Source organism: uncultured Gelidibacter sp. (assembly GCF_947500795.1).
Taxonomy (GTDB): Bacteria; Bacteroidota; Bacteroidia; order Flavobacteriales; family Flavobacteriaceae; genus Gelidibacter.
In genome coordinates this window covers 221,587-247,890 of record NZ_CANMTE010000003.1, presented here as the reverse complement: position 1 = coordinate 247,890, position 26,304 = coordinate 221,587, and the positions used below count along the sequence as shown (strand labels likewise).

The 26,304-nt window shown below is 36.6% G+C and carries 22 protein-coding genes and 4 tRNA genes; 25 read left to right on the top strand and 1 reads right to left on the bottom strand.

Annotated elements, in window-relative coordinates:
- Positions 1-24 precede the first annotated feature (24 nt).
- The 8 genes from Q0947_RS08940 (at position 25) to Q0947_RS08905 (ending at position 10,613) form a co-directional block, all read left to right on the top strand.
- The gene (locus tag Q0947_RS08940; protein ID WP_299395922.1) at positions 25-807 is read left to right on the top strand and encodes a hypothetical protein; all 783 of its coding nucleotides are present in this window, start codon (positions 25-27) and stop codon (positions 805-807) included.
- Between the two features lie 155 nt (positions 808-962).
- Positions 963-3,479 (top strand): type I DNA topoisomerase, encoded by a 2,517-nt coding sequence (topA, locus tag Q0947_RS08935; protein ID WP_299395919.1) that lies wholly within the window; start codon positions 963-965, stop codon positions 3,477-3,479.
- Between the two features lie 3 nt (positions 3,480-3,482).
- Positions 3,483-4,649, top strand: coding sequence for a formimidoylglutamase (locus tag Q0947_RS08930; protein WP_299395914.1), 1,167 nt, complete (start codon positions 3,483-3,485; stop codon positions 4,647-4,649).
- A 165-nt stretch (positions 4,650-4,814) separates the two neighbouring features.
- Positions 4,815-6,191 (top strand): gliding motility lipoprotein GldK, encoded by a 1,377-nt coding sequence (gldK, locus tag Q0947_RS08925; RefSeq protein ID WP_299395910.1) that lies wholly within the window; start codon positions 4,815-4,817, stop codon positions 6,189-6,191.
- Between the two features lie 61 nt (positions 6,192-6,252).
- On the top strand, positions 6,253-6,876 hold the full coding sequence (gene gldL, locus Q0947_RS08920) for a gliding motility protein GldL (protein WP_299395904.1): 624 nt from the start codon (positions 6,253-6,255) through the stop codon (positions 6,874-6,876).
- A 47-nt stretch (positions 6,877-6,923) separates the two neighbouring features.
- On the top strand, positions 6,924-8,468 hold the full coding sequence (gldM, locus tag Q0947_RS08915; protein ID WP_299395883.1) for a gliding motility protein GldM: 1,545 nt from the start codon (positions 6,924-6,926) through the stop codon (positions 8,466-8,468).
- A 67-nt stretch (positions 8,469-8,535) separates the two neighbouring features.
- On the top strand, positions 8,536-9,435 hold the full coding sequence (gene gldN, locus Q0947_RS08910; RefSeq protein ID WP_299395881.1) for a gliding motility protein GldN: 900 nt from the start codon (positions 8,536-8,538) through the stop codon (positions 9,433-9,435).
- A gap of 128 nt (positions 9,436-9,563) precedes the next feature.
- On the top strand, positions 9,564-10,613 hold the full coding sequence (locus tag Q0947_RS08905; RefSeq protein ID WP_299395878.1) for an FAD-binding oxidoreductase: 1,050 nt from the start codon (positions 9,564-9,566) through the stop codon (positions 10,611-10,613).
- 48 nt (positions 10,614-10,661) lie between these two features.
- On the opposite strand, the gene Q0947_RS08900 is transcribed toward Q0947_RS08905, so the two are convergent.
- On the bottom strand, positions 10,662-11,054 hold the full coding sequence (locus tag Q0947_RS08900) for a DUF983 domain-containing protein (RefSeq protein WP_299395875.1): 393 nt from the start codon (positions 11,052-11,054) through the stop codon (positions 10,662-10,664).
- An 83-nt stretch (positions 11,055-11,137) separates the two neighbouring features.
- On the opposite strand from Q0947_RS08900, the gene Q0947_RS08895 reads away from it, so the two are divergent.
- The 17 genes from Q0947_RS08895 to tuf all read left to right on the top strand — a co-directional run bounded on the left by Q0947_RS08895 (position 11,138) and on the right by tuf (position 26,294).
- Positions 11,138-13,045 carry an ABC-F family ATP-binding cassette domain-containing protein gene (locus tag Q0947_RS08895; protein ID WP_299395873.1) on the top strand — a complete coding sequence of 636 codons (1,908 nt, stop codon included), beginning with the start codon at positions 11,138-11,140 and terminating at the stop codon, positions 13,043-13,045.
- Positions 13,046-13,051: 6 nt separating this feature from the next.
- The gene (locus tag Q0947_RS08890; protein WP_299395872.1) at positions 13,052-13,234 is read left to right on the top strand and encodes a CPXCG motif-containing cysteine-rich protein; all 183 of its coding nucleotides are present in this window, start codon (positions 13,052-13,054) and stop codon (positions 13,232-13,234) included.
- A gap of 78 nt (positions 13,235-13,312) precedes the next feature.
- Entirely contained in the window at positions 13,313-14,593 is a 1,281-nt protein-coding gene (locus Q0947_RS08885; protein WP_299395871.1) for a DUF2851 family protein, read from the top strand.
- A gap of 141 nt (positions 14,594-14,734) precedes the next feature.
- Positions 14,735-15,946: a S8 family peptidase gene (locus Q0947_RS08880; protein WP_299395870.1), complete on the top strand. Its 1,212-nt coding sequence runs from the start codon at positions 14,735-14,737 to the stop codon at positions 15,944-15,946.
- Between the two features lie 77 nt (positions 15,947-16,023).
- The gene (locus Q0947_RS08875) at positions 16,024-16,251 is read left to right on the top strand and encodes a PspC domain-containing protein (RefSeq protein WP_299395869.1); all 228 of its coding nucleotides are present in this window, start codon (positions 16,024-16,026) and stop codon (positions 16,249-16,251) included.
- Positions 16,252-16,525: 274 nt separating this feature from the next.
- Positions 16,526-18,595: an amino acid carrier protein gene (locus tag Q0947_RS08870; RefSeq protein ID WP_299395868.1), complete on the top strand. Its 2,070-nt coding sequence runs from the start codon at positions 16,526-16,528 to the stop codon at positions 18,593-18,595.
- Positions 18,596-18,608: 13 nt separating this feature from the next.
- A complete protein-coding gene (locus tag Q0947_RS08865; RefSeq protein ID WP_299395867.1) occupies positions 18,609-19,502 on the top strand; it encodes a helix-hairpin-helix domain-containing protein in 894 nt (297 codons plus the stop codon).
- A 16-nt stretch (positions 19,503-19,518) separates the two neighbouring features.
- A complete protein-coding gene (locus Q0947_RS08860) occupies positions 19,519-20,685 on the top strand; it encodes an acyl-CoA dehydrogenase family protein (RefSeq protein WP_299395866.1) in 1,167 nt (388 codons plus the stop codon).
- A 300-nt stretch (positions 20,686-20,985) separates the two neighbouring features.
- Positions 20,986-22,410, top strand: coding sequence for a carboxypeptidase-like regulatory domain-containing protein (locus Q0947_RS08855; protein WP_299395853.1), 1,425 nt, complete (start codon positions 20,986-20,988; stop codon positions 22,408-22,410).
- A 203-nt stretch (positions 22,411-22,613) separates the two neighbouring features.
- Positions 22,614-22,808 (top strand): 30S ribosomal protein S21, encoded by a 195-nt coding sequence (gene rpsU / locus Q0947_RS08850; RefSeq protein WP_299395850.1) that lies wholly within the window; start codon positions 22,614-22,616, stop codon positions 22,806-22,808.
- Positions 22,809-22,904: 96 nt separating this feature from the next.
- Complete coding sequence (locus tag Q0947_RS08845; RefSeq protein ID WP_299395845.1) at positions 22,905-23,816, top strand: tyrosine-type recombinase/integrase; 912 nt, start codon at positions 22,905-22,907, stop codon at positions 23,814-23,816.
- Positions 23,817-23,898: 82 nt separating this feature from the next.
- On the top strand, positions 23,899-24,201 hold the full coding sequence (raiA, locus tag Q0947_RS08840; RefSeq protein WP_299395841.1) for a ribosome-associated translation inhibitor RaiA: 303 nt from the start codon (positions 23,899-23,901) through the stop codon (positions 24,199-24,201).
- A 111-nt stretch (positions 24,202-24,312) separates the two neighbouring features.
- Positions 24,313-24,386: transfer RNA gene (locus tag Q0947_RS08835), tRNA-Thr, on the top strand.
- Positions 24,387-24,476: 90 nt separating this feature from the next.
- Positions 24,477-24,558: transfer RNA gene (locus Q0947_RS08830), tRNA-Tyr, on the top strand.
- A 172-nt stretch (positions 24,559-24,730) separates the two neighbouring features.
- Positions 24,731-24,803 (top strand) — tRNA-Gly (locus tag Q0947_RS08825).
- Positions 24,804-24,967: 164 nt separating this feature from the next.
- Positions 24,968-25,039, top strand: a tRNA-Thr gene (locus tag Q0947_RS08820).
- A gap of 67 nt (positions 25,040-25,106) precedes the next feature.
- Positions 25,107-26,294, top strand: coding sequence for an elongation factor Tu (gene tuf, locus Q0947_RS08815; protein WP_299395838.1), 1,188 nt, complete (start codon positions 25,107-25,109; stop codon positions 26,292-26,294).
- Positions 26,295-26,304 lie beyond the last annotated feature (10 nt).

The window sequence follows — 26,304 nt, the reverse complement described above, 5'->3', positions numbered from 1 at the left end:
TCTAACCAACTAAAAACCTCAAAAATGTCACCAGTAGAATTTCAATCCAAATTAGCCAATGCTAGGGCTTTAGATTTCGGAACCATATTTAACCAATCCATAGAACTGTTCAAGAAAAGCTGGTTGCAAGGTTTTTTAATGCAATTGTTCGTCATGATTTTGATGTTGCCTTTTATTCTCATCTTTTATGTGCCATTTGTTATGGCGATAGTTGCACAATCGGAATCAGGAGATTTTGAGTCTAATAGCGTGAGCAGCCTATTAGAAGGTTTTACTATTGTATACGGCTTGCTTTTTATGTTGGGTATTTTAGTGGTTGCTGCCATTCAGGTGGCCTTAAATGCCGCATTTTTTAGAATTCTGAGAGCTTTAGATGAAGGACGGGAAGTGAAAACTACTGATTTGTTATATTTCATGAAAAAGGAATACTTTGGAAAATTACTGTTGTTAATGCTTGTTACGATAGTAATTGCGATTCCGGCAGCATTAGCTTTTTACTTACCACTTATATATGTCATGGTTCCATTAGCATTCTTCGCAGTTGTTTTTGCTTTTAATCCAGAATGGTCAATAGGCAATATCGTAAGCTCTAGTTTTAGGTTGGGAAATAAAAAATGGGTATTAACATTTGGCTTACTCATCGTGTTCTATATAATAATGATGATACTGACCGTCGTAACCTGTGGCATTGGAAGTTTGTTTCTCGCACCGTTTATGTTTCATCCTATTTATTACATCTATAAGGAAACGATTGGGTTTGACGAAACCAGTGAATTGCATCAAATAGGTAAAACGGAGACGTTTTAAATTTCACACACCATATATATAATAAAAGCCTGAACATTCAGGCTTTTTTTTGTGGCTATCGCTATTCGGTAAACTGCAGATAAATAGGCTTAAATTTTTAAAATTAGGTTGAATAATTATTTTTCATATACATTTGTAGCCAGAAAAAATCAGATATGGCGAAGAACTTAGTAATTGTTGAGTCCCCTGCGAAGGCTAAAACTATTGAAAAATTTTTAGGTAAGGATTATAAGGTAGAGTCCAGTTTTGGACATATTGCCGATCTGCCTTCTAAAGAATTGGGGGTAGATGTTGAAGGCGATTTTAAACCAAAATATGAAGTTTCTAAAGATAAAAAAGCAGTTGTAAAAAAACTGAAAGAGTTAGCAAAGAAAGCCGAAATGGTTTGGCTAGCAAGTGATGAGGATCGCGAGGGTGAGGCCATTGCTTGGCATTTAGCTGAGACCTTAAAATTGGACAAAGCGAAAACCAAACGTATCGTTTTTCATGAGATTACAAAAACTGCCATTCTTAAGGCTATTGAGAATCCAAGAGATATTGATTACAATTTAGTAGATGCCCAACAGGCACGTCGTGTTTTGGACCGAATTGTTGGTTATGAGTTGTCGCCAGTGTTATGGCGTAAAGTGAAAGGCGGACTTTCAGCAGGTCGTGTACAGTCAGTTTCTGTGCGGCTTATTGTGGAGCGTGAAAGAGAAATACAAAATTTCACTCCAGAAGCGTCTTATAGAATAGATGCTGAATTTTCAAATGAAGAAGGGCAGACCTTCAAAGCAAAACTTCCAAAAAACTTTTCAACCAAGGAGGAAGCTTATAAATTCTTAGAATCGAATGCTGCTGCTGCATTTAAAGTAGCAGATTTAGATAAAAAGCCGGCAAAGAAATCGCCAGCTGCACCGTTTACAACGTCTACATTACAACAGGAAGCGGCTCGTAAACTGTATTTTTCGGTATCGAAAACCATGACCATGGCGCAACGTTTGTATGAAGCCGGTTTGATTACGTACATGAGAACGGATAGTGTCAACTTATCAGATGACGCACGTAAAGGCGCAGAAGCAGAAATTAAGGCAGCGTACGGCAACAAATACAGTAAACCACGTAATTATAAAGGGAAAAGTAAAGGTGCTCAAGAAGCGCATGAGGCCATAAGACCGACTGATTTCTCTGTACATTCAGTGAATATTGACAGAGATCAGGCAAGATTATATGATTTAATTTGGAAACGTGCCATTGCCTCACAAATGAGTGAAGCAGAATTGGAGCGTACCAACGTTAAGATTAGCGCATCAACACATAAGGAGTTGTTTACGGCTAACGGAGAGGTCATCACTTTTGACGGATTTTTGAAAGTCTATTTGGAAGGTACTGATGATGAAGATTCTGAGCAAGAAGGTATGTTGCCAGCTATGCGTACCAATGAAACACTTCTAAATTCATACATTACTGCTACCGAGCGCTACACAAGACCACCATATAGATATACGGAAGCGTCATTAGTGAAGCAATTGGAGGAATTGGGTATTGGTCGTCCATCTACATATGCGCCAACAATTTCAACCATTCAAAATAGAAACTATGTTGAAAAAGGTGCTGTTGAAGGTGTAGAACGTAACTATACACAGTTGATATTAAAAGGTGGTAAAGTAAAAGATAAAGAATTAACTGAAAAAGTAGGTTCAGATAAAGGGAAGTTAGTGCCAACGGATATTGGAATGATTGTTACTGACTTTTTGGTGAATCACTTTGAAAGCATATTAGATTATAACTTCACTGCAAAAGTTGAAGCTGATTTTGATGAAATAGCCGAAGGGAAAGAAGATTGGACTAAAATGATGAGGGATTTCTATAAAGATTTCCATCCGCAGGTTGAAGATGTTCAAGAAAATGCTGAACGTGAATCGGGAGAACGTGTATTGGGTAAAGATCCTAAAACGGGCCGACAGGTGAGTGTGCGTTTAGGGAAATTCGGACCTATGGTTCAAATAGGGACTGTTGAAGAAGATGAAAAACCTTTGTTTGCCAGTCTGTCGCCAGATCAGCAATTAAATACCATTACTTATGAAGAGGCGATGGATCTCTTTCAGCTTCCAAAATCGTTAGGTACTTATAAGGGAGAGGAAGTGGAAGTCAATAATGGTCGTTTTGGGCCTTATGTGAAATACGGTGATAACTTTGTGTCGCTTCCAAAAGGAATGGAGGCCTTAAATGTTGAGCTTGATGTTGCTATTGAACTGATTAAAAAAAAGGAAAAAGCAGATGCTCCTATATATATGTATAAAGAGTTGCCTGTTCAGAAAGGGAAAGGTCGATTTGGTCCTTTTATCAAGTGGAATAACATGTTTATTAACGTCAATAAAAAATACGATTGGGATAATTTGTCCGATAAAGATATCGTAGAATTGATTGAAGATAAAATTCAAAAAGAAATAGATAAACTCATCCATAATTGGGAGGAAGAAGGCATTCGCATAGAAAAAGCACGTTGGGGCCGACATAACATCGTGAAAGGCAAGACTAAAATAGAACTTGATAAATCTGTAGATGTATCTGAGTTTACTTTAGAAAAAGCAAAAGCTATGATCGAAGCCAAAGCGCCTAAGAAAAAAACTGCAAAAAAGGCGGTAAAGAAAAAACCAACCAAGAAAACAGCAACTGCTAAAAAGAAATAATAGATGACATTTAACTTTTTGTCTCCTGTCTCTGATGAGGTTTTAGCTCATAATGAGCTGTTATTGCCTCAGGCTTTAGGTAAGAAATTGAAAATACATTCCAAACAACATGGTCTTCCAGATCTTGATAATGTAAAAATTGCAATTCTGGGCGTCCTTGAAAATAGGAATGATATCAATTATATGGGATCTGAGGTGCAATTGAATAACATTAGAAAGGTTTTTTATAGCTTATATCCTGGAAATTGGCACACCAATATGGCTGATTTGGGTGATATTTTGAAGGGTGATAGCGTTGAGGATACTTATTTTGCACTGAGAACCACCATCACCATTTTGCTCGAAAAGAAGATTATTCCTATCATATTAGGAGGCAGTCAAGATTTGACATATCCTAATTATAGAGCGTATGACAGTATTTGTCCTATGGTGAATGTGGTTAATGTAGATAGCAATTTTGATTTGGGAGATTCGACACTTCCTATCAAAAACAATAGCTATTTGGGCAAAATCATATTGGAAGAACCTTATAATCTATTTAACTATTCTACCATTGGGTACCAAACCTATTTCAATTCGCAAGAGGAAATAGACCTTATGGAAAAGCTGTACTTTGAAGCGTATCGCTTGGGTGAAGTTTCCAATGCGATCAATTTAGTGGAGCCTGTTATGCGAGATGCTCATATCGTGAGTGTTGATTTAAAGGCAGTTAAGGCTTCAGAACTCTCTAAATCGCAAAAATATTCGCCAAACGGCTTAGATGGAAAGGAAATTTGCGCTATTGCAAGATATGCTGGAATTAGTAATAAAGTATCGTCATTTGGGGTTTATGAATACCAATATTCTACTGATGACCATATCACGGCAATGCTGGTGGCGCAAATCATGTGGTATTTCGTTGAAGGCGTGAATTGCCGCGTAAGTGAAGATGTTTTGGGTGATCCTATAAACTATCAAAAATTCAACGTTTTAATTGACGATGACGAGCTGATTTTTTATAAAAGTATCAAAACAGGACGTTGGTGGATCGAAATTCCCTTTTTACCCGATGTCAATAATAAATTAAAAAAGCATACGTTATTACCTTGCACACATGAGGATTATACAGACGCAACACACGGCAAAATCCCCGAAAGGTGGTATAAAGCCTACAAAAAGAACAGTTATTAACCATTTCTCTTAACGTTTTTTTAATCGATGAAATGCTTGCTTTTTGGGATGAAATGCAAAAAAAGTTAAAAAAAAATTGTTTTTTTGAAAATATATAGATATGTTTACTCCCTCAAAAAACAGAAACTGAACATTTAAGACTAAATAATTTAACCTCGAGTTTATATGAATATGAAGAAGTTCGCTTTATTAACCGCTGTTTTAGCTCTATTGGCTAGTTGTAATTCTGGAGACAGAGGAGAACTGGTAGGAGTTAAAGGAAAGAAATGGCACCCAGAGAAGCCTTATGGAATGACACTAGTACCTGGTGGATCTTTCATTATGGGTAAATCTGATGATGATTTGGCAGGTATTCAAGATGCCCCAACCAAAACTGCCACAGTTAGAGCCTTTTACATGGACGAAACTGAAATCACGAATAGTGAATACCGTCAGTTCGTAAACTGGGTAAGAGATTCTACTATCAGAACTAAGTTAGCTATTATTGCTGACGACTTTGGTTTGACTCCTGGTGATGGAGGAACTGGTGAATTTGCATTTAAAGATGCTGATCCTGATAACATGACTGTATATGAAAAATATATGTATGATAACTATAGTGGTTTAGGCCCTACAGGTTACGAAGGTCGAAAACTGAACAAAGATGTGAAGTTAATCTTTGACACAAGCAAATATCCAGATGAGTACTACGCTGAGGTTATGGATACAATGTATCTTCCTATAGAAGAGTCGTATAACGGACAACGTACTTGGGATGTTAAGAAATTCAAATTCCAATACACGTATATGGACATCCAAAAGGCTGCTAAAAACAGAGACTTAAGACGTAAAGACGTTTTAGTTACTGAAGAAGTTGCGGTTTACCCAGATACTACGGCTTGGATTAGAGATTTCGCTTACTCTTACAATGAGCCAATGCATAACGATTATTTCTGGCATGATGCTTACGGAGAATATCCTGTAGTGGGTGTGTCTTGGAAACAAGCAAATGCATTTACTAAATGGAGAACATTATATAAAAACGCTGACCAAAAGAGTAGAGGTAAGCATAATGTGAACGCGTTCAGATTACCATCAGAAGCAGAATGGGAATATGCTGCCAGAGGAGGCCTACAAGGAGCAACATTCCCTTGGGGTGGACCTTACGCTAAAAATGATAGAGGTTGTTTCTTAGCAAACTTTAAACCTTTACGTGGAGATTACGCAGCTGATATGGCATTGTATACTGTTGAGGCAAAATCTTATGAGCCTAACGATTACAATCTATATAATATGGCTGGTAACGTTTCAGAATGGGTAAATGGTTCTTATGATCCAGCATCGTACGAATACATGTCTACTATTAATCCTAATGTAAACGATCCAAACAACCAACGTAAAGTTGTACGTGGAGGATCTTGGAAAGATGTTGCCTACTTCTTACAAGTAAGCTCTAGAGATTATGAATATGCAGATTCTGCAAGAAGTTATATCGGATTTAGAACTGTACAAGATTACATGGGTACAGATATTACATCAAACGCAGCAACAAACAAAAACTAATACAACCAAAACTAAATATTAATCTACTTAAGAAATCTTTCTTATCTAAAAAACAAACATTATGGCATTAAGTAAAAAAGCAATGAATATGATTTACGGCCTAGGTGCCGCAGTAGTAATTCTAGGTGCACTTTTCAAAATCATGCACTGGCCAGGAGGAAACGAAATGCTAATCGCAGGATTAGTAACAGAAGCAGCAGTATTCGCACTCTCTGCATTTGAACCTGTAGATAATGATCTTGACTGGTCATTAGTATATCCTGAATTGGCAGGAGGACAAAGTGTCGATAGAAAAAAAGAGCAGCCTAAAGATGCTGAAGGTCTTTTATCTAGAAAATTAGACGAATTACTTAAAGATGCCAAAATTGATGGCGAGCTTATGGCAAGCTTAGGAAACAGCATTAAAAACTTTGAAGGTGCTGCAAAAGGAATCAGCCCAGCTGTAGATTCTATTGCTGCTACTAAAAAGTACAGTGAAGAAATGTCATTGGCTGCTGCACAAATGGAATCATTGAACAGTCTATATAAAGTACAAATGGAGTCTGCAAGTCGTCAAGCTTCAATTAACGAAGAAGCAGTTGAGAATGCTGAGAAACTTAAAGAACAAATGAAATCTTTAGCTTCAAATTTATCTTCATTAAACGGTGTATATGGCGGAATGCTTTCTGCAATGAACAGAAACTAATTAGGAATTAGTAGAAATTATTAACCAACAACTAAAAACTAATTAGAATGGCAGGAGGAAAATTATCCCCAAGACAAAAAATGATTAACCTTATGTATTTGGTGTTTATCGCAATGATGGCACTTAATATGTCGAAAGAAGTGCTTTCAGCATTTGGGTTAATGAACGAAAGAATCAGTGATTCTAATGCATCTGCAACAGCACGTAATGCTGCGTTTATGCAAGGTTTAGCAGATAAGGTTGAAGAGCAACCAGCTAAATACCAACCATTAAAAGCAAAAGCAGACGCTATTGATAAGCTTTCTTCAGATTTTAATGCTTATTTAGAGAATGTTAAGGCAGATTTATTGAAATCTGTAGACGATCCATCTGAGTATGAGAAAATGGACAGAACTGATTTTCTTGATGAAAAATGGTTCAGTGGTGACAAAGTTACTAAAGAAGGCCAAGAGTTCTTAGATCAGATCAAAACCTATAGAGATGGTGTGATTCAAGTTCTAGGCGAAGACAATAAAGATATCCAAGCAGATCTTGTTAAGAAATTCGCTACTAATGATGTAAAAACTACTGACGGAATTTCAAAAGGATGGTTAAACTATCATTTTGAAGGCTTCCCAATGGTAGCATCATTAACGAAGATTACACAAATGCAAGCGGATGTTAAAACTGCTGAGTCTGAAGTATTATCTTCTATGTTAGCAGGTAAACTTAAAATTGAAGCTTCTTTAACAAACTTTGACGCGATTGTTGTACCGGACAAAACTGCATTCTTCAGTGGAGAAGAGTTTACTGGAACAATTATCTTAGGTAAGAAAGATCAGACTTTAAGAGCTGATAAAGTAATCATCAATGGTAAAGAGTTATCTCCAGACGCTATGCAAGCTGGTAAAACCTTATTGAAATTCCCTGCAGGTGGTGTAGGAGAAAGAGAGATTGTTGGTGAGTTCCAATTTAAAGAAGGCGATTCTATTATTAAAATCCCTGTAAAAAGTAGTTATGCTGTAGTTCCTAAACCAAACTCTGCAACTATTTCAGCAGATAAGATGAACGTAGTTTACCGTGGTGTTGCTAACCCAATGACCATTTCTTTTGCTGGTGTTCCGGATAATAATGTGAATGCATCTGCTCCAGGTCTTTCTAAGGCTTCTGGTACTGGTAAATATGTTATGAACCCTGGTTCTGGTAAAGAAGTTACAATTAGTGTTACAGGAACGCTTCCTGATGGTACTAAAGTGAGTGACAGATCTACTTTCAGAATTAAGGACATTCCTAAGCCATCTGGTACAATTGCAGGTCAAGCTGATAACGTAAGCTTACCAAAGAGCAATGTTGAAATAGCTACAGTTGATGCGAAGTTATTTGATTTTGACTTTGATCTTAATATCAATGTAACATCATTTAAGATTAAAGTTCCTGGTCAACCAACGGTTACTGTTAATGGTAATAGAATGAATGACCAAGCAAGAAGTGCGCTTCGTAAAGCCTCAAGAGGTGATGCCGTACAAATCTTTGATATCAAATCACAAATTCAAGGAAATAGCAGTATAAAACTACTTCCAGCGTCTCCAGTATTTATAGAAATATCTAACTAATATACTATAAGTTCAGTTGCAACGTTGAATAACAACGATAGGTAATATCCCAAATAATAATAAAAAGATGAAATTAAAATATTGTTTATTAACCGTTTTAAGTATTGGGTTGGCAGTGAGTTCGTTTGGTCAAACCAATATACTCAACGCAAAGACACCAGAAGAAATTGGTGTAAAATCTGATGCTCAAAAGGCGATGGATAACGACAAACCGCTTGAATACGGTTATGTTGATGATAGAGATATCATGTTTTCAAAAATGACTTGGGAAAAAATCGTTCTTGATGAGCGTGTGAATTTTCCACTCTATTATCCAATTGACACTAATAATATCGGAGCGAACAGACGTTCATTATTTGATGTGTTATGGAAAAATGTAAGAGAAGGAAATATCAAAAACGTTTATGATGATTCTTACTTTACTACAAAGCGTAATTATAAAGACGTCCAATCTATCATGTCAAAAACTGATACTTTAGATATTGGATACCAACAGTACAACTCTGAAGGGTTTGTGTCTCCAGAATACATCATCAAAAGAGACATTCAGTCCTATGACATCAGTGCTTACCTTATCAAAGGATTATGGTATTTTGACAAACGTCAAGGCGAATTAAAATACAGACTTTTAGGTATCGCTCCGGCTGCACCAGACGTTAACTTTATTGACTCTGAAGATGAAGCTAACAAGCAACCTATCGCTCTATTCTGGGTGTTCTATCCTGAAGTGAGAGATGTATTGCACCAAGCTAAAGCCTTTAATAACAAGAATAGCGCTACGCAATTTTCTTTTGACCATTTGTTGAATTCTAGACGATTTAATGGTTATATGTACAAAGAAGAAAACGTATATGGCGATAGAGAAGTTAAGGAGTATGTAGCTGACAACGCTTTAATGCAACTATTGGAGTCTGATCGTATCAAAGACAAGATTCGTGATTTTGAACAAGACATGTGGTCTTATTAATTTAAGGCTATCATAATAAACGAAACGCTCACTTTTTAAGTGGGCGTTTTTTTATGCCCTAATTTTCGGATTGCCTTGCAGGCGTTTTTTTATTATGAATTACAATTAAGTATAGTACTTTTGTGCTTATGAAAGAAGTGGATTATATCATTGTAGGTTGTGGATTGGCTGGTGTTTCTCTGTGCGAAGAATTACGGGCTCAAGGGAAATCATTCCTAGTGTTTGATGATCATTCTCAACAGTCGTCCATCGTCGCGGCAGGGTTATATAATCCGGTTATTCTAAAACGTTTTACAGGTGTATGGAAGGCTAAGGAGCAGTTAGAAATGGCAGCCTCATTTTATGGACATCTGGAGAAATTATTGGGCGTGAAGTTAGATTATAAACTTCCAGTCTATAGAAGATTTGCTTCCATTGAAGAACAGAACGATTGGTTTAATGCTTCTGATAAACCAAGCTTGGAAAATTACCTTCATCCGCAAGTCATCAGTAATTCCAATTCAAGCATAGATGCCCCTTTTGGTTTTGGAAAAGTCATGGAAACCGGTAGGATTGACACATCAACGTTACTGCAGCATTATAAACTGTATTTAAAAACCATCAACAGTTATGCTCAAGAACGCTTTGATTATAATGCGGTTGCTATGGGTGATAATGAAGTTAATTACAAAAATGTTAAGGCTAAATTCATTGTTTTTGCCGAAGGATTTGGGATGGTTCAAAACCCGTTTTTTAAGGAACTTCCATTACATGTAGCCAAAGGTGAAGTGTTAACCATTAAAGCACCAAACCTTAAAATGGAGTTTATTTTGAAAGCATCTATTTTTGTTGTTCCTGAACTCGACGATTGTTATTCTGTAGGTGCCACCTACAATTGGGAAGACAAAACCCATGCTATAACCGAAGCCGCAAAAACAGAACTCCTCGATAAATTAGAGGGACTTATCAGTTGCGATTATGAAGTGGTCAATCAAGTTGCAGGCATACGCCCTACAGTTAAAGATAGAAGGCCTCTTGTGGGCAGACATCCAGAATATAAGAATATGGCTATCTTAAACGGATTGGGCACACGTGGTGTGATGATTGGGCCTTATGTGGCAAAACAATTATTTCAGCACTTGGAACATGATACACCATTAGAAACGGAAATAGATATCAAGCGCTTCCAAGCGAAATAGGATTTCCCTACGCTTCTACTTTTAAAGATTAATTTAGGCCTAAGGTTTTTATTTGGCATGTTTTTTTGCCAGACTCTTGTCGTAGCTCATAAACATATTGATCCAAATGTTACGCGATAATCGCATAATAATAGGCATAAAGACTACAAGTGTTCCAATAATGGCAATAAATGCTGTGGTTAAGCTGGAATCAAAAAAGAAGAAACTTATAATGAAGGCTGCTACTGCAAAAGCAACGCCTAGCGCATAACTCACATACATGGACCCAAAAAAGAAAGAGGGCTCCATGCGGTATGTAGTTTGGCAATTGGAACATTTCTCACGAATCTTAAGGGTATCCGCCATCATATAAGGGTTCGGATTAAAGTACATGGATTCTTCATGACATTTCGGACAAACACCCGTAAAAATACTATACAATTTACTTCCTTTATTTATCATGGTAAATGATTACTTTTGCATTTTCAAATAAACTACAAATTTAAGATTTTTAAAATCAATGTTTTGTAGAAATCCTTACAAAAATGCTCAATATACACAATCTTTCTATCTCTTTTCAGGGGGAATACCTTTTTGAAGATATCACTTTCAGACTTGGCGCTGGCGACAGAATTGGCCTCATCGGAAAAAACGGTGCAGGTAAATCCACCATGCTTAAAATATTATCCAAAGAAATAGAACCAGATTCTGGACAGATTGCTGCCGATAAAAATTTGAGCATCGGTTTTCTAAAACAGGATATCGATTTTGTTTTGGGAAGAACCGTACTTGAAGAAGCTTATGAAGCCTTCAAGGAAATTAAAGAACTGGAAGCTAAAATAGAACACATCAATGAACAATTGGTGGTGCGTACAGATTATGAAAGTGATTTGTATCATCAGTTGATGGTCGATTTGAGCGAGTTCCAGCACCAATATGAAATTGTTGGTGGGTACAACTATCAAGGCGAGACAGAGAAAATTCTACAAGGACTTGGTTTTAAGCGTGAAGATTTTAATAAGTTGACGGATACTTTTTCCGGTGGATGGCGTATGCGTATTGAGCTTGCTAAATTATTACTTCAAAACAATGACATCCTACTTTTGGATGAGCCTACCAATCACTTGGATATTGAATCCATTATCTGGCTTGAAGGCTTTTTGAAGAATTATGTAGGTGCTGTCGTAATTGTATCGCATGATAAAATGTTCTTGGATAACGTAACTAACCGCACCATTGAAATTTCCCTTGGAAGAATTTACGATTATAAAAAGGCTTATTCTGACTATTTAGTGCTTCGTAATGAGCTTAAAACTCAGCAATTGGCATCGCAAAAAAATCAGCAAAAGCAGATTGAGCAAACTGAAAAGCTAATAGAGAAGTTTAGAGCTAAAGCTTCTAAAGCAACCATGGCACAATCGCTCATTAAAAAATTGGATCGTATGGATCGAATTGAAGTTGATGAAGATGATAATAGTGTGATGACGCTTAACTTCCCGGTGTCAGTGATGCCTGGAAGAGTTGTGGTTGAAGCGGATCATATTTCCAAAAGATATGGGAATCTTCAAGTTCTAAAAAATATTCACCTTAATGTAGAACGCGGAAGTAAGATTGCTTTTGTTGGTCAAAACGGTCAAGGAAAATCTACTTTGGCAAAAATTATTGTAGGCGAATTAAAATATGAAGGCCATTTAAAACTCGGTCATAATGTTCAAATCGGATATTTTGCTCAAAATCAGGCGGAGTATTTAGATGGTAACAAGACAGTGTTGGACACTATGATTGACGCCGCCAATGAAAAGAATAGGAGTAAAGTCCGTGATATTCTTGGGTCATTCCTTTTTAGAGGCGAAGAAGCTGATAAATATGTAAGAGTCCTTTCCGGTGGTGAGCGTAACCGTTTGGCCTTGGCTAAATTATTATTACAACCCTTTAACGTGCTGGTAATGGATGAGCCTACCAATCACTTGGACATCAAATCTAAAAATGTGTTGAAAGAGGCACTGACCAGATTTGAAGGCACATTAATCTTAGTATCGCATGATAGGGATTTCCTTCAAGGTTTGACTAATAGTGTGTATGAGTTCAAAGACCAACGCATCAAAGAATACTTAGGCGATATTGATTTTTATCTAGATCAGCGTAATGTTGAAAACTTGAGAGAGATTGAAAAACGTGATGTGGTTAAAGAAACTCCTAAAGAAACCAATAAGCAGACTTACGAAGATCAGAAGAAATTGAAATCGTTGAATAATAGGTTGAGTAATGTTGAAGCTAAAATTAGCCAACATGAAAAGGAAATCAAATCGATGGATGCCGACCTTGCAACAGATTATGACAAAACCAGCGCTGATCCGAAATTCTTTGATCGCTATAAGGCGAAAAAGGAAAAACTTGCCAGCTTAATGCAAGAGTGGGAAACCATTCAAGAAGAACTAGAACAAGTAAGCTAGGAACCTATGGAAGAGCACTTTTTTCAATGCCCTTATTGTTGGGAAGAGATTTCAATGCTCTTGGACTATTCTGTGCCGCACCAAAGTTATGTGGAAGATTGTGAAGTGTGTTGCAATCCAATTCAGATATCGGTAACCATCAGCGACCAAACAATTACAGGTTTTGAAGCGCAAAGTATTGAGCAGTAGTCTCTTTTGGTGTTCTTGATTTAAATTAATCTTCTATACCATGTAATAGCGAGCCTTTAATATCTTAATTTTAAAGGTATGCAAGAGGCTTTTCTCCATTATATATGGCAATTTAAAAAGTTTGATACCGCCAGGTTACAAACTACACATGGTGAAGCAATTGTTTTACGCAACAACGGACAGCCTAATCTCAATGGTGGTCCCGATTTTTTCAATGCTCAACTTCAAATTAACGGACAGATATGGGTGGGAAATGTGGAGATACATATCAAATCTAGTGATTGGTATGTGCATAACCATGAAGTAGATGCTGCCTATGATAATGTCATTTTACATGTAGTTTATGAGCACGATACTGATATCTTTAGGAAAGACAATTCCATTATTCCCACGTTGGAACTAAAGTCGATAATTCATAAAAATGTATTCCATAATTACCAAAAGTTATTGCTGACACCACATAAATGGATCAATTGCGAATCAGACTTTGCTGACGTTGATGATTTTTTACTGCAGAATTGGCTGGAGCGCCTTTATATAGAACGTCTCGAAAGAAAGTCGACCATGATTGAAGAGTTGTTGGACACTTCTAAAAACGATTGGGAAGCGGTGCTGTTTGTTCTTTTAGCCAAGAATTTCGGACTCAAAGTTAATGGAGCTGCATTTTTGAGTATGGCCAACTCCTTTGATTTTTCAATTGTTAGAAAACTACAAAGCCAGCCATTGCAACTGGAAGCTTTATTTTTTGGACAAGTTGGTGTATTGGAAAAGGATGTTGAAAATGCCTATTATTTGAATCTGATAAAGGAGTATCAATTTTTGAAGCAGAAATTTAATTTATCCACTACGAATGTCATTCCGCTACAATTCTTCAGGCTTCGACCTCCCAATTTTCCAACCATAAGACTGTCCCAATTGGCGATGTTGTACTATCAGCATCCCAATTTTTTCACTAAGGTGATGGCGGCAGAATCTCTGGAAGATTTGTATGCACTGTTCCAAGTGGGGACCTCAGAATTTTGGGAGACACATTTCACGTTCGAAAAAACATCTAAAACATCTAAAAAACTGCTCACAAAAAACTTCATTGATTTGCTGCTGATCAATACCGTTTTGCCACTTAGGTTTAGCTATCTAAAATATCAAGGTAAGAATCCTACGGAGCCTACCTTAGTTCTTGCACAAAAGATAAGTCCAGAAAATAATAGCATTATTACAGCGTATCATCATCTTAAACCTATTGCAACGTCAGCCATGATTTCACAAGCCCTCCTTCAGCTCAAAACGGAATATTGTGACAAAAATAAATGTATGGAATGTGCCATTGGGCATGCTTTAATTAAGTCTGAAGGGTTTTAATTTTTGTGGTGTTTATGATATATAAATAAGGAGCGAATTTGATTTTAACACATGTTTTTCATCGAAAACATAAGAAAGTGTTAAAAATTTTAACAAATAAGCCCTAACTTGAGAGTCAAATTAACCTTTAAATAGTAAAAAATGAAGATTAAATCAATTTTAAAGTATTCTTTTGTCGGCGTTCTAAGTATGACACTTATTAACTGTCAAACTGATTCAACAGAACACCCAGTAGTAGAAGCTGAAAACGTAACATTCGAGGAATCACAAGCAATTCCTGGTAGTTATATTGTGGTTTATAATGATATCCACAATAAATTGGCGCCACTTCAGAAAGCAGCAACGCCAGAGGTATACGAGCGACAAATGCAAGATTTGAAAGCGATGTATGTTGAAGAATTTAAAATGGCAAAACTGACCGAAGCTTCAATTACACAAACGTTCGGACATACTTTAAATGGGTTTGCCGCCAACTTAACGGATGAGCAATTACGACTTTTAAAAGGCGATTCGCGCGTTAAAAGTATCGAAAGAGATATGACTATAAAAATAGCACCTTACAGAGGCAAACCAGGAGGAAACGGTGGTGGTTCTTCACCAGATCAACAAATTCCTTATGGCACGTTAAGAGTTGGCGGTGGAACTACGGCTTCAGCGCACACGGCTTGGGTGATAGACTCAGGAGTAGATTTAGACCATCCAGATTTAAATGTTGACGAGGCTAGAAGTAGATCATTTTTAGGAAAAAACTCAACTCCAGATGATCAAAACGGTCATGGAACGCATGTTGCCGGAACTATCGGTGCACTTAACAATTCTATAGGTTCTGTAGGTGTTGCCCCAGGTACAACAATTGTCGCGGTTAGAGTTTTAGATAGACGTGGTAGTGGTTCAACCTCAGGAGTAATTGCCGGTGTTGATTATGTTGCAGCAAATGCTAGTAGTAATGACGTTGCCAATATGAGTTTAGGTGGAGGCGTTTCTACAGCACTTGATAATGCAGTTTTAGCAGCTTCTTCTAGATTGAAGTTTGCTTTAGCGGCAGGTAATGAGTCTGACAACGCAAACAATCATTCTCCAGCAAGAGTCAATGGAAATAATATTTACACCATTTCAGCAATGAATTCTAGCGATAACTGGGCTTCATTTTCTAACTATGGATCTGCAGTAGATTATTGTGCACCTGGTGTGTCAGTATATTCAACTTGGAAAGGTGGTGGTTACAATTCAATTAGCGGAACTTCTATGGCAGCACCACATGCTGCAGGTGTTCTATTATTAGGAAATCCGTCTTCAGATGGCACTGTAAAGGGTGATCCAGATGGTAATCCTGATCCAATCATTCATAACTAAAAAATAGTTTTAAAAAATGGCCACTTTATTTGAAGTGGCTTTTTTTTATATGATTAATTTTTAGCAACTTTGTTTTGATGAACATCTTCTATAAACCTTTACTTTATTTTCAAAAACGTGGGTATTACGTTTGTCAGCGTATTGCCGACAGGTTGGGTATTCGGGCCAAAGTGGTACGCATATCTTTTATGTATTTGACCTTTGTAACGGTAGGCTTTGGATTTGCGCTTTATTTGTTCTTCGCTTTTTGGATGCGCATTAAAGATTTAATTTACACAAAGCGGTCTTCTGTTTTTGATTTGTAAGCGATGGTTTTCACCTTCGAAACTTAGATTATTTAGATAACAATCTGTTTTTAGATATTCTAATTCTGTGACACAGTGTACATTCAATTTAAATTGGATTATATAAAGGTGTCATCAATGTATAAACTACAATATATACCTAAGACTATTTCAATCTTCACTAGAATTGCGAAGTTTTTCATTTTAACAAGCAAACCTTTATAAAATCATTTTTTTTTAGCATCTTGTGGTGTTTTTAACCAAATATTATAACTAACTAATACAATATTCACTTATGAAGAATTATCTTCTTACCCTATTTCTAACCTTATTTCCCGTATTAATTTTTGCTCAAGATTTGGAGGTTCGTGGAGAAGTGGTAAATCCATCAGAAAGCATTAATGATGGTGTTATTACGATTACCGCAACAGGAGGTGTTGCGCCTTACACCTATAGATGGAGTAATCAAAACACACCCTTAACTTCTAATAAGGCTGTAGGCTTAACTGAAGGTGTGCCATATTCAGTGGTTGTAACAGATGCCGTTGGCAATACAAAAACTTCAGTTTATACTGTAAAAACAGGTGCTATAACAGAAGTATTTAACGGAACAATGACACCTGCCGTTGCGGCTTTAGGTGCTGTGTTGTTTTGGGATCCATTTGCAGCGATTGGTGTTTATGATCCTGTGGTTTATGCAGATGAAAAACAAATTGGTGTTCCGGATTGGACCAATGAGGTTCAGAATAAATATACGCTTAAACAATGGCTTAAACCGGAAGGGGCTAAAGTTTCAAGAGATGTACCAATTGCTATCATAACCGATAAGGATGGTAAGGAAATCACCGTAACATCAACCGCTCAAGGTAAATTACGTCACTTAATCTCTGAAGGAAAAGTCATTTATAATTCTGATAATTCAAAACATGTTATTGAACAAGGGGCTCATAATTTTGCCCAAGTAATTTATGAAAAACCAGTTGTATTGACACACCCTAATGGTGATCCATTAACAAAACCAATTCCATTTATCGTGATATGGTTGGTTGTGGGAGCTGTGTTCTTTACGATTAGAATGGGCTTTATTAATTTCAGAGGCTTTAAACACGCTATTGATTTAGCACGTGGTAAATATGATGATCCTGATGCTCCAGGCCAAGTAACGCATTTTCAAGCTTTGGCAACTGCAGTTTCAGGAACTGTTGGTTTAGGTAACATTGCCGGAGTTGCAGTAGCAGTTTCAGTAGGTGGTGCAGGAGCAACGTTTTGGATGATTGTGTGTGGACTTTTAGGAATGTCTACAAAGTTTGTTGAGTGTACCTTAGGTGTAAAATATAGAGATATCTTACCTGATGGACGTGTTTTTGGAGGTCCGATGAACTATTTACGTTACGGACTTGAAAAACGTCAAATGAAAGGTTTAGGAAAAGTATTGGCTGGATTATTTGCTGTACTTGCAGTTGGTGCCTCTTTTGGAGGAGGAAATATGTTCCAGGCCAATCAATCTTTTGAGCAAATGGCAGGACAGTTTCCAGTGCTGGCAGGTAACGGATTTTGGTTCGGGATTATAACTGCGATTTTAGTTGGTATCGTGATTATTGGAGGTATCAGTAGTATCGCAAGAGTTACAGGTAAAGTAGTGCCAATTATGGCAACTATCTACATTGTAGCAGCATTGGCGGTAATCATTATGAATATTGAAAATATAGCACCTGCATTTTCAGCGATTGTTGATGGTGCGTTCAGTGCATCTGCATTAAAAGGAGGTGTCATTGGAGTATTGGTCGTCGGTTTCCAACGGGCCGCATTCTCAAATGAAGCTGGTGTTGGTTCCGCAGCAATTGCACATAGTACAGCAAAAACGAACCATCCACCATCTGAAGGTTTTGTGGCTTTATTAGAACCATTTATTGATACGGTTGTAGTATGTACTTTAACTGCATTAGTATTAATCTTTACTGGAATGCACGAAGTTGAAGGTTTAGCAGGAGCGCAGTTAACATCTGATGCTTTTGGAAGTCAAATATCTTGGTTCCCATATGTATTGGCAGTGGCGGTTTTCTTATTCGCCTTCTCTACAATGATTTCTTGGTCTTATTACGGAATGAGAGCTTGGACATACTTATTCGGAAAAAGTAAAAAAATCGAATTCATCTATAAAATGTTATTCTTAGTCTTTGTAGTAATCGGAGCTTCTGTAAGTTTAGGTGCTGTATTAGACTTCTCAGATATGATGATTTTGGCAATGTCATTCCCTAATATTATAGGATTGTACATTATGTCTAAAGAAGTCAAGTTTGATTTAGATGCATATATTGTAAAATTAAAGGCCAATCTTCTTTATAAAAAGCAGGAGCCTAAATAATAAATAATTCATCATGGCAATCAAATCCCATTTCAAGTTTTCTAACAGTCAACGGAATGGGATTTTTTTATTGGCCGTACTCATTGTGGTCTTCCAATGTATTTATGCATTTGTTGACTTTTCTTCAGAAGATATCCAGACAGATGCCAAACAGTTGGAAGTATTCAGAAAGCAAGTTGATTCCTTAAAGCTCGTTGCTGCCGCAAAGAACCAGCCTAAAGTGTATCCTTTCAATCCCAATTACATCACCGATTTTAAAGGTTATACCTTAGGAATGTCACCCGTAGAAATCGATCGGTTGTTGGCATTTAGAGCCGCCGACCAATGGGTTAATTCTGCCAAACAATTTCAGGAGGTGACAAAAGTGTCCGATTCACTATTAGCAATTTTACAACCGTTATTTAAATTTCCGGAATGGGTTACCCAACCAAAAGCGAAAACCAATTGGGTAGATTATTCCAAAAATCCTGATCAAAAGAAGTATGGTTCAAAAACATTTGCACAAAAGTCAGACTTGAATACCGCTACCGCTCAAGACCTACAAAAGGTGAATGGGATTGGAGAAAAGTTGTCCGACAATATTATCAAATACCGGAATAAATTTAAGGGCGGATTTATATCAGAAATCCAACTTCAGGATATCTATGGATTAACACCAGAAGTCATTGAACGTCTTACCAATGATTTTGCAGTTAAAACACCAAGACCGATCGAGAAGTTAGATCTTAATAGCGCTACGAAAGATCAATTGGTCACCATTCAGCACATCGATTATGAAATTGCACACTATATTATTGAGCAACGTACCTTAAGAGAAGGCTTTAAATCTTTTGATGAGTTGTTACTGGTTAAAAAATTCCCAGTTCAAAAATTTGAGATAATTAAGTTATATTTGAAACTTAATTAATTGAAAAATACAATATATGAATAGCATGTACTTCACAGAAGAACATCAACTTTTTAGAAAAAGTTTACAAGATTTCTTAAAGAAAGAGGTCGTTCCTCATATTGACAAATGGGAAAAAACGGGAACTATTGAACGATTCATTTGGAAAAAGTTTGGCGACATGGGCTTTTTCGGAATCAATTATCCTGAAGCTTATGGTGGAATGAACCTAGATTTGTTTTATACCGTAATTTTCCTTGAGGAATTACAAAAAATAAATTCTGGCGGATTTGCAGCAGCAATGTGGGCACACGCTTATTTGGCAATGACGCACCTCAATAAAGAAGGCAGTCATGAAATAAAGGAAAAATATTTAGCGCCTAGTATTTTGGGCGATAAAATTGGATGTTTATGTATTACAGAACCCTTCGGTGGAAGTGATGTTGCAGGTATGCGCACTACTGCTGTTAAGAAAGGCGATACTTATGTGATAAATGGATCCAAAACTTTTATTACGAATGGGATTTACAGTGATTACTTAGTAGTTGCTGCTAAAACAGATCCAGATGCTGGCCATAATGGGATGAGTATTTTTGTAATGGATAGAGATACTCCAGGAATTTCAGCGTCAAAACTTGATAAGTTAGGGTGGAGAGCATCAGATACCGGTGAAATCGCATTTGATAATGTGACCATTCCTGCTGATCAACTTATGGGTGAAGAAGGCAAAGGTTTCCCTTACATCATGCAACATTTTGCATTAGAACGATTGATTATGGGTATCAACGCCCACGCAAGAGCTGAATTCGCATTAGAATATGCGGTACAATACATGTCTGAGCGTACGGCGTTTGGAAAAACTATCGATAAATTTCAGGCATTACGTCATAAAGTAGCGGATTTCTATACAGAAATGGAAATCGCAAAAGAGTTCAATTATTCTGTGGCTTATCGCTTGAATAAAGGAGAATATGTAGTGAAAGAAGCGACCATGTCTAAATTGCATGCCACTAAAATGGCTGACGAGGTTATTTACGGTTGTCTACAATTTTTAGGTGGTTATGGCTATATGGAAGATTACCCAATGGCGCGATTGTTGCGTGATAGTAGATTAGGTCCAATCGGTGGCGGCACTTCTGAAATTTTGAGAGAAATTATCGCCAAAATGATAATTGATAAGAAAGATTATAAACCGGCGACATAATTGTTTTGATTATCATTTTGCGAACATTCAAAAAGAATTATCGCCAAAATGGTAATCGATAAGAAAGACTATAAACCAGCGACGTAATTGTTTTGATTATCATTTTGCGAACATTCAAAATGAATTATCGCCAAAATGGTAATCGATAAAAAAGATTATAAACCAGCAACGTAATTCAACACAGGAATTACAACAGCAACAACATATGAAAACCTCATTTTAGTGATTCAATTCCGCTTAAATGAGGTTTTTATTTTAAGTGAATAAAAAGCGAGATAAATCATTAATCCCCACTCCCACATGAAAGTAAATTATTTCAAACACCTACTAACGTTATCAATTTGCTTTTTGTGTTTTTCTGCGTTTTCGCAAAAGGAACTCAAAAATAAAATTTCAGATTTCGGTACGCTGATGCCTATAGAAAGTGCAAGTATCTACGTGCAAAACACAACTATCGGAACTGTAAGTAATGCCGATGGTAAATTCGTATTACAAGTACCCAATCAATTTGTAAACGATACTTTAGTTATTTCGTCCATTGGTTTTAAAAGTTTTAAAACATTGGTCAGCGAATTCGACAATACTCAAGAAATTTATTTGGAAGAAGATGTTGCTTCTTTGGATGAGATTGTGCTGGTTGCGGAAACCCGACCTAAAACAGGAAATGACATTGTGTTGAAAGCACTAGAAAGATTATCTGTGAATATGCCTGAATTGCCGTATTTACAAAAAGGCTTTTTACGTCATAAAGAACGCAATAGAATAGAATTTAAATGGCTTATCGAAAGTGCCATCACCGTTTACGATTCGAGTTACGCCTCTCCGGCAGCGTCCAATCTTAAAATAAATGTAGATCAGGTTAGAAAAAGTTATGATTTACGTGATGTGGACAGTTTACTGACGTATACAGCCTATCTAAAGGAAAAGGCGAACAAAGCAAATCTCCACGCCAGAAATTTAAGACGGGATACCATTAAGACATCAACTTTAGTAAAAGCAATTAAATGGAATGATACGCGAGTTAATGGACTTCAGAATTTATTTGAAAGCAAACTGAATGTTTTTAGAAATGTCAATTCCAATCGCGCGTTATTTGGTGATGATGTTTTGGATAAACACCAATTCAGGTTAGACACCATCCTAGTTGATAACGACCGTAAACTGTATAAAATTGAGATTTCTGAAAGCCATCAATTTATAAACCTTGAAACAAAAGGTATTTATAATGACGGGTATCAGGCTAAAGGATGGTTGTATATTTATTATGATAATTACGCTATTAAGAAATTGGAATATGAATTGGTGGCAGCATCAAAAGCACAAAAGAGTAGGAGTAAAACACTTTTTGATACGCAAATCAATCACAAATTAATAATGACGTTTAGAGAGTATCAAGAGAAAATGTATCCAAACTACATTTATTATGAAACGCCAAAGCTTGTGAATGTCGGCTATAAACCAACAAAGCCTGGCGAAGTAAATGAAGCCGAGCCAAACACTGACGAACGTTTTTATTATACCGTACAGGAATTGTTGTTTACTGAAATTATCCTCGATCCAGAACAAGTACAAATAGCACTTCAAAAACCATGGGACCCAGATATTTTCGCAATAAAACCTTATAACAAGGATTTTTGGAGAAACTATAATACCTTATTGGAAAGTGAAGAGGATGAAAAACTGATTCAGGACTTGACCAAGCGCTCGTCGTTATTCAAAGATTAAATATTTAGGGTACAAGTAATTCTCCTTTATAGGTAAAAACAGAAATTTAACCAATTCTAAAGAACAGATTTATGTCGTATTTCGGGCACTTTTACAAGGCTTAGAATTTTCAGTAAATATTTTTAAAAAATAAAATTGTGCATTATAATTTACTTTTTATATTTGCAGCCTGAAAATTCTAAAAGAGAGGAGGTTAAGACACTATGTTAATAATACCAATTAAAGAAGGAGAAAATATAGATAGAGCGTTAAAGCGTTACAAACGTAAGTTTGATAAAACTGGAACGAAACGTCAATTACAGTCTCGTAAGCAGTTTACAAAGCCTTCAGTTGAGAACAGAGCTTTGATTCAAAAAGCGCAATATGTTCAACGATTGAGAGATCAAGAAAACGTGTAATCGTTTTATAGAAATTTAATAAAAGAGATTCCTGCAGTAGCAGGAATTTTTTTTTGCCTTATATTTAAAAACCTAAATCTATAAATGGGTTGCTTCATGTCCGCATTAAACAAAGAATTCTCATACTTTTCCGAATATTTACTACATGAAAAGAACTATTCTGATTTGACTGTCAAAGCTTATCTGACCGATCTTGAAAGTTTTTTAAAATTCATCACTCAAGAATATGGATCTAATTCCATCCAAGATGTTAACTACGCACAAATAAGACGTTGGATTGTCATGCTCGTGGAGTCCAAGATTTCCAATAGGACCATCAACCGTAAGATTTCATCTTTGAATTCTTATTTTAAGTTTTTGATTAAAACGGAAGCGATTCAATCCAATCCGTTATCAAAACACAAAGCTCTAAAAACAACAAAGAAGGTTCAAATACCATTTTCACAAAAGGAAATGGAAGATGTGATGCAAATCTTAGAATCAGAAACCGATTTTGAAGGCGTCAGAAACCGGCTGATTGTCGAGTTGTTTTATGCTACCGGAATCCGGCGTATTGAACTTATTCAAATTAAACTTAAGGATATTGATCTCTCCAATAAAACCTTAAAAGTACTCGGAAAGCGAAATAAAGAACGGTTGATACCATTAATTGATACCGTGGTAACGACTGCGAAAACATATATAAGGTTAAGAAATTCGTTGGAGAACATTGAAAACCACGAATACTTGTTTTTAACTAAAAAAGGTTTAAAAATATATGAAACGCTTGTTTACAGAATTATTAATGAGTATTTTAGTAAAGCATCTTTAAAAGTAAAAAAGAGTCCGCATATATTGAGGCACTCATTTGCGACTCATTTGCTTAATGAAGGGGCCGATTTAAATGCTGTTAAGGAATTGCTGGGGCATTCAAGTTTAGCGGCGACCCAAGTCTATACTCATAATAGTATAGCCGAATTAAAAAAGGTGTACGACGGTGCACATCCAAGAAGTAAAAATAATACCTAGTGTCTAACCCAAATGAAGGTGTGAAATTATAAAACGCGATGTTCAATAATTTTATACTGTGAATTTATTAAACAAACAACAGATGAAAGTAAACATGCAATCCGTTAACTTTAGTGCAGACAAAAAGTTGATCGACTTTATTCAAAAAAGAATGGATAAGTTAGATTTGTTTTATGATAAGGTCATCCAATCTGATGTATACCTTAAAGTGGAAAATACAAGCGATAAAGAAAATAAAATATTCGAAGCAAGGGTCAATGTTCCTGGTGATAGCTTTGTTGTAAAGAAGCAGTGTAAAACTTTTGAAGAAGGTGCTGATATGGCTATCTCCTCGCTAGAGAGGCAGTTAAAGAAAAGAAAAGAGAAATTGCGATCTCACATTTGAAAAAAAAATAAAAAAAAATAAAAAAAATGTTTTGAATACTTAAATATTTATATACATTTGCAGTCCGTTAGAAATAGCGGGCTTTTTTATTGAAGGAAGAGGTCATAAAAAGCCGATGTAGCTCAGCTGGCTAGAGCAGCTGATTTGTAATCAGCAGGTCGTGGGTTCGAGTCCCTCCATCGGCTCAAAAAACTCGAAGAGTTTTTGAGATTCGCTTCCTTCGATAAGAGCACTGGGAAACCAGTTTAGAGTTCATTAAAAAAGATTGATTAATTGGGGAGATACTCAAGCGGCCAACGAGGGCAGACTGTAAATCTGCTGACTACGTCTTCGCAGGTTCGAATCCTGCTCTCCCCACAAATTTTTTCAAATAAGTTATTGTAAAAATGCTTACCTTTGCAAAACCTTATTTTGAAATTAGTTCAGAATCATCTGGACAGAGTTGATGAGCATAGCGAATTAGTTCTAAACAAGGTTATGTTCATTAAATAATGAAGTTTGAAATTTCTTAAACGGAATTTCTAAAAATGCGGGAGTAGCTCAGTTGGTAGAGCGTCAGCCTTCCAAGCTGAATGTCGCCGGTTCGAACCCGGTCTCCCGCTCTAAAAGTGAAATGTGGTCACATATATTATACGATGTGGACCCGCTCTTAAAAAAGGATATCATCGCAATTACTTTGCGTGGTGTCCTGCTCTAGATTAATTTACGAGTTGCGTACTATGGTTTACGAATCGTAGATCTGAAAATCGGCTATCGTAAATGAACCGCCGGTGTAGCTCAGGGGTAGAGCGTTTCCTTGGTAAGGAAGAGGTCACGAGTTCAATTCTCGTCATTGGCTCTTTTTGAAAATAAGCAAAATTAAATTTTTGAACACTAATATAAATTAAGATTAAAATAAATTAAACATGGCAAAGGCAACTTTCGATCGTTCAAAACCACACCTTAACATAGGTACTATTGGACACGTAGATCACGGTAAAACAACTTTAACTGCTGCTATTACTAAAGTATTAGCTGATGCAGGTTTTTCAGAAGCGAGATCTTTTGATCAAATTGATAACGCTCCAGAAGAGAAAGAAAGAGGTATTACAATTAATACATCTCACGTAGAATATGCAACAGCAAACCGTCACTACGCTCACGTTGACTGTCCAGGTCACGCGGATTACGTAAAGAACATGGTTACTGGTGCTGCTCAAATGGACGGTGCTATTCTTGTGGTTGCTTCTACAGATGGTCCTATGCCACAAACTCGTGAGCACATCCTTTTAGGTCGTCAAGTAGGTATTCCTCGTATTGTTGTATTCATGAATAAAGTGGATATGGTTGATGACGAAGAGTTGTTAGAGCTAGTTGAAATGGAAATCAGAGATTTATTATCATTCTACGAATATGATGGTGATAATGGTCCTGTAATCCAAGGTTCTGCTTTAGGAGCACTTAACGGTGAGCAAAAATGGGTAGATACAGTATTGCAATTAATGGAATCTGTTGACGCTTGGATCGAAGAGCCATTACGTGATATGGACAAGCCTTTCTTAATGCCTATTGAAGATGTTTTCTCTATTACTGGTCGTGGAACTGTTGCTACAGGTCGTATCGAAACTGGTGTTGCTAAAACTGGAGATCCAGTTGAAATCATCGGTATGGGAGCTGAGAAATTAACTTCTACTATTACAGGTATCGAAATGTTCCGTCAAATCCTTGACAGAGGTGAAGCTGGAGATAACGCAGGTATCTTATTAAGAGGTATTGAGAAAACTCAAATCTCTAGAGGTATGGTTATTGTTAAGCCAGGATCTGTTACTCCACACGCTAAATTTAAAGCTGAGGTTTATATCTTGAAAAAAGAAGAAGGTGGACGTCATACTCCATTCCATAATAACTACCGTCCACAGTTCTACGTACGTACAACTGACGTAACTGGAAACATTATGCTTCCTGATGGAGTTGAAATGGTTATGCCAGGAGACAACTTGACAATCACTGTTGAACTTATCCAAAAGATTGCAATGAACGTAGGTTTACGTTTCGCTATCCGTGAAGGTGGTAGAACAGTAGGTGCAGGTCAAGTAACTGAAATCTTAGACTAATTTATAATGG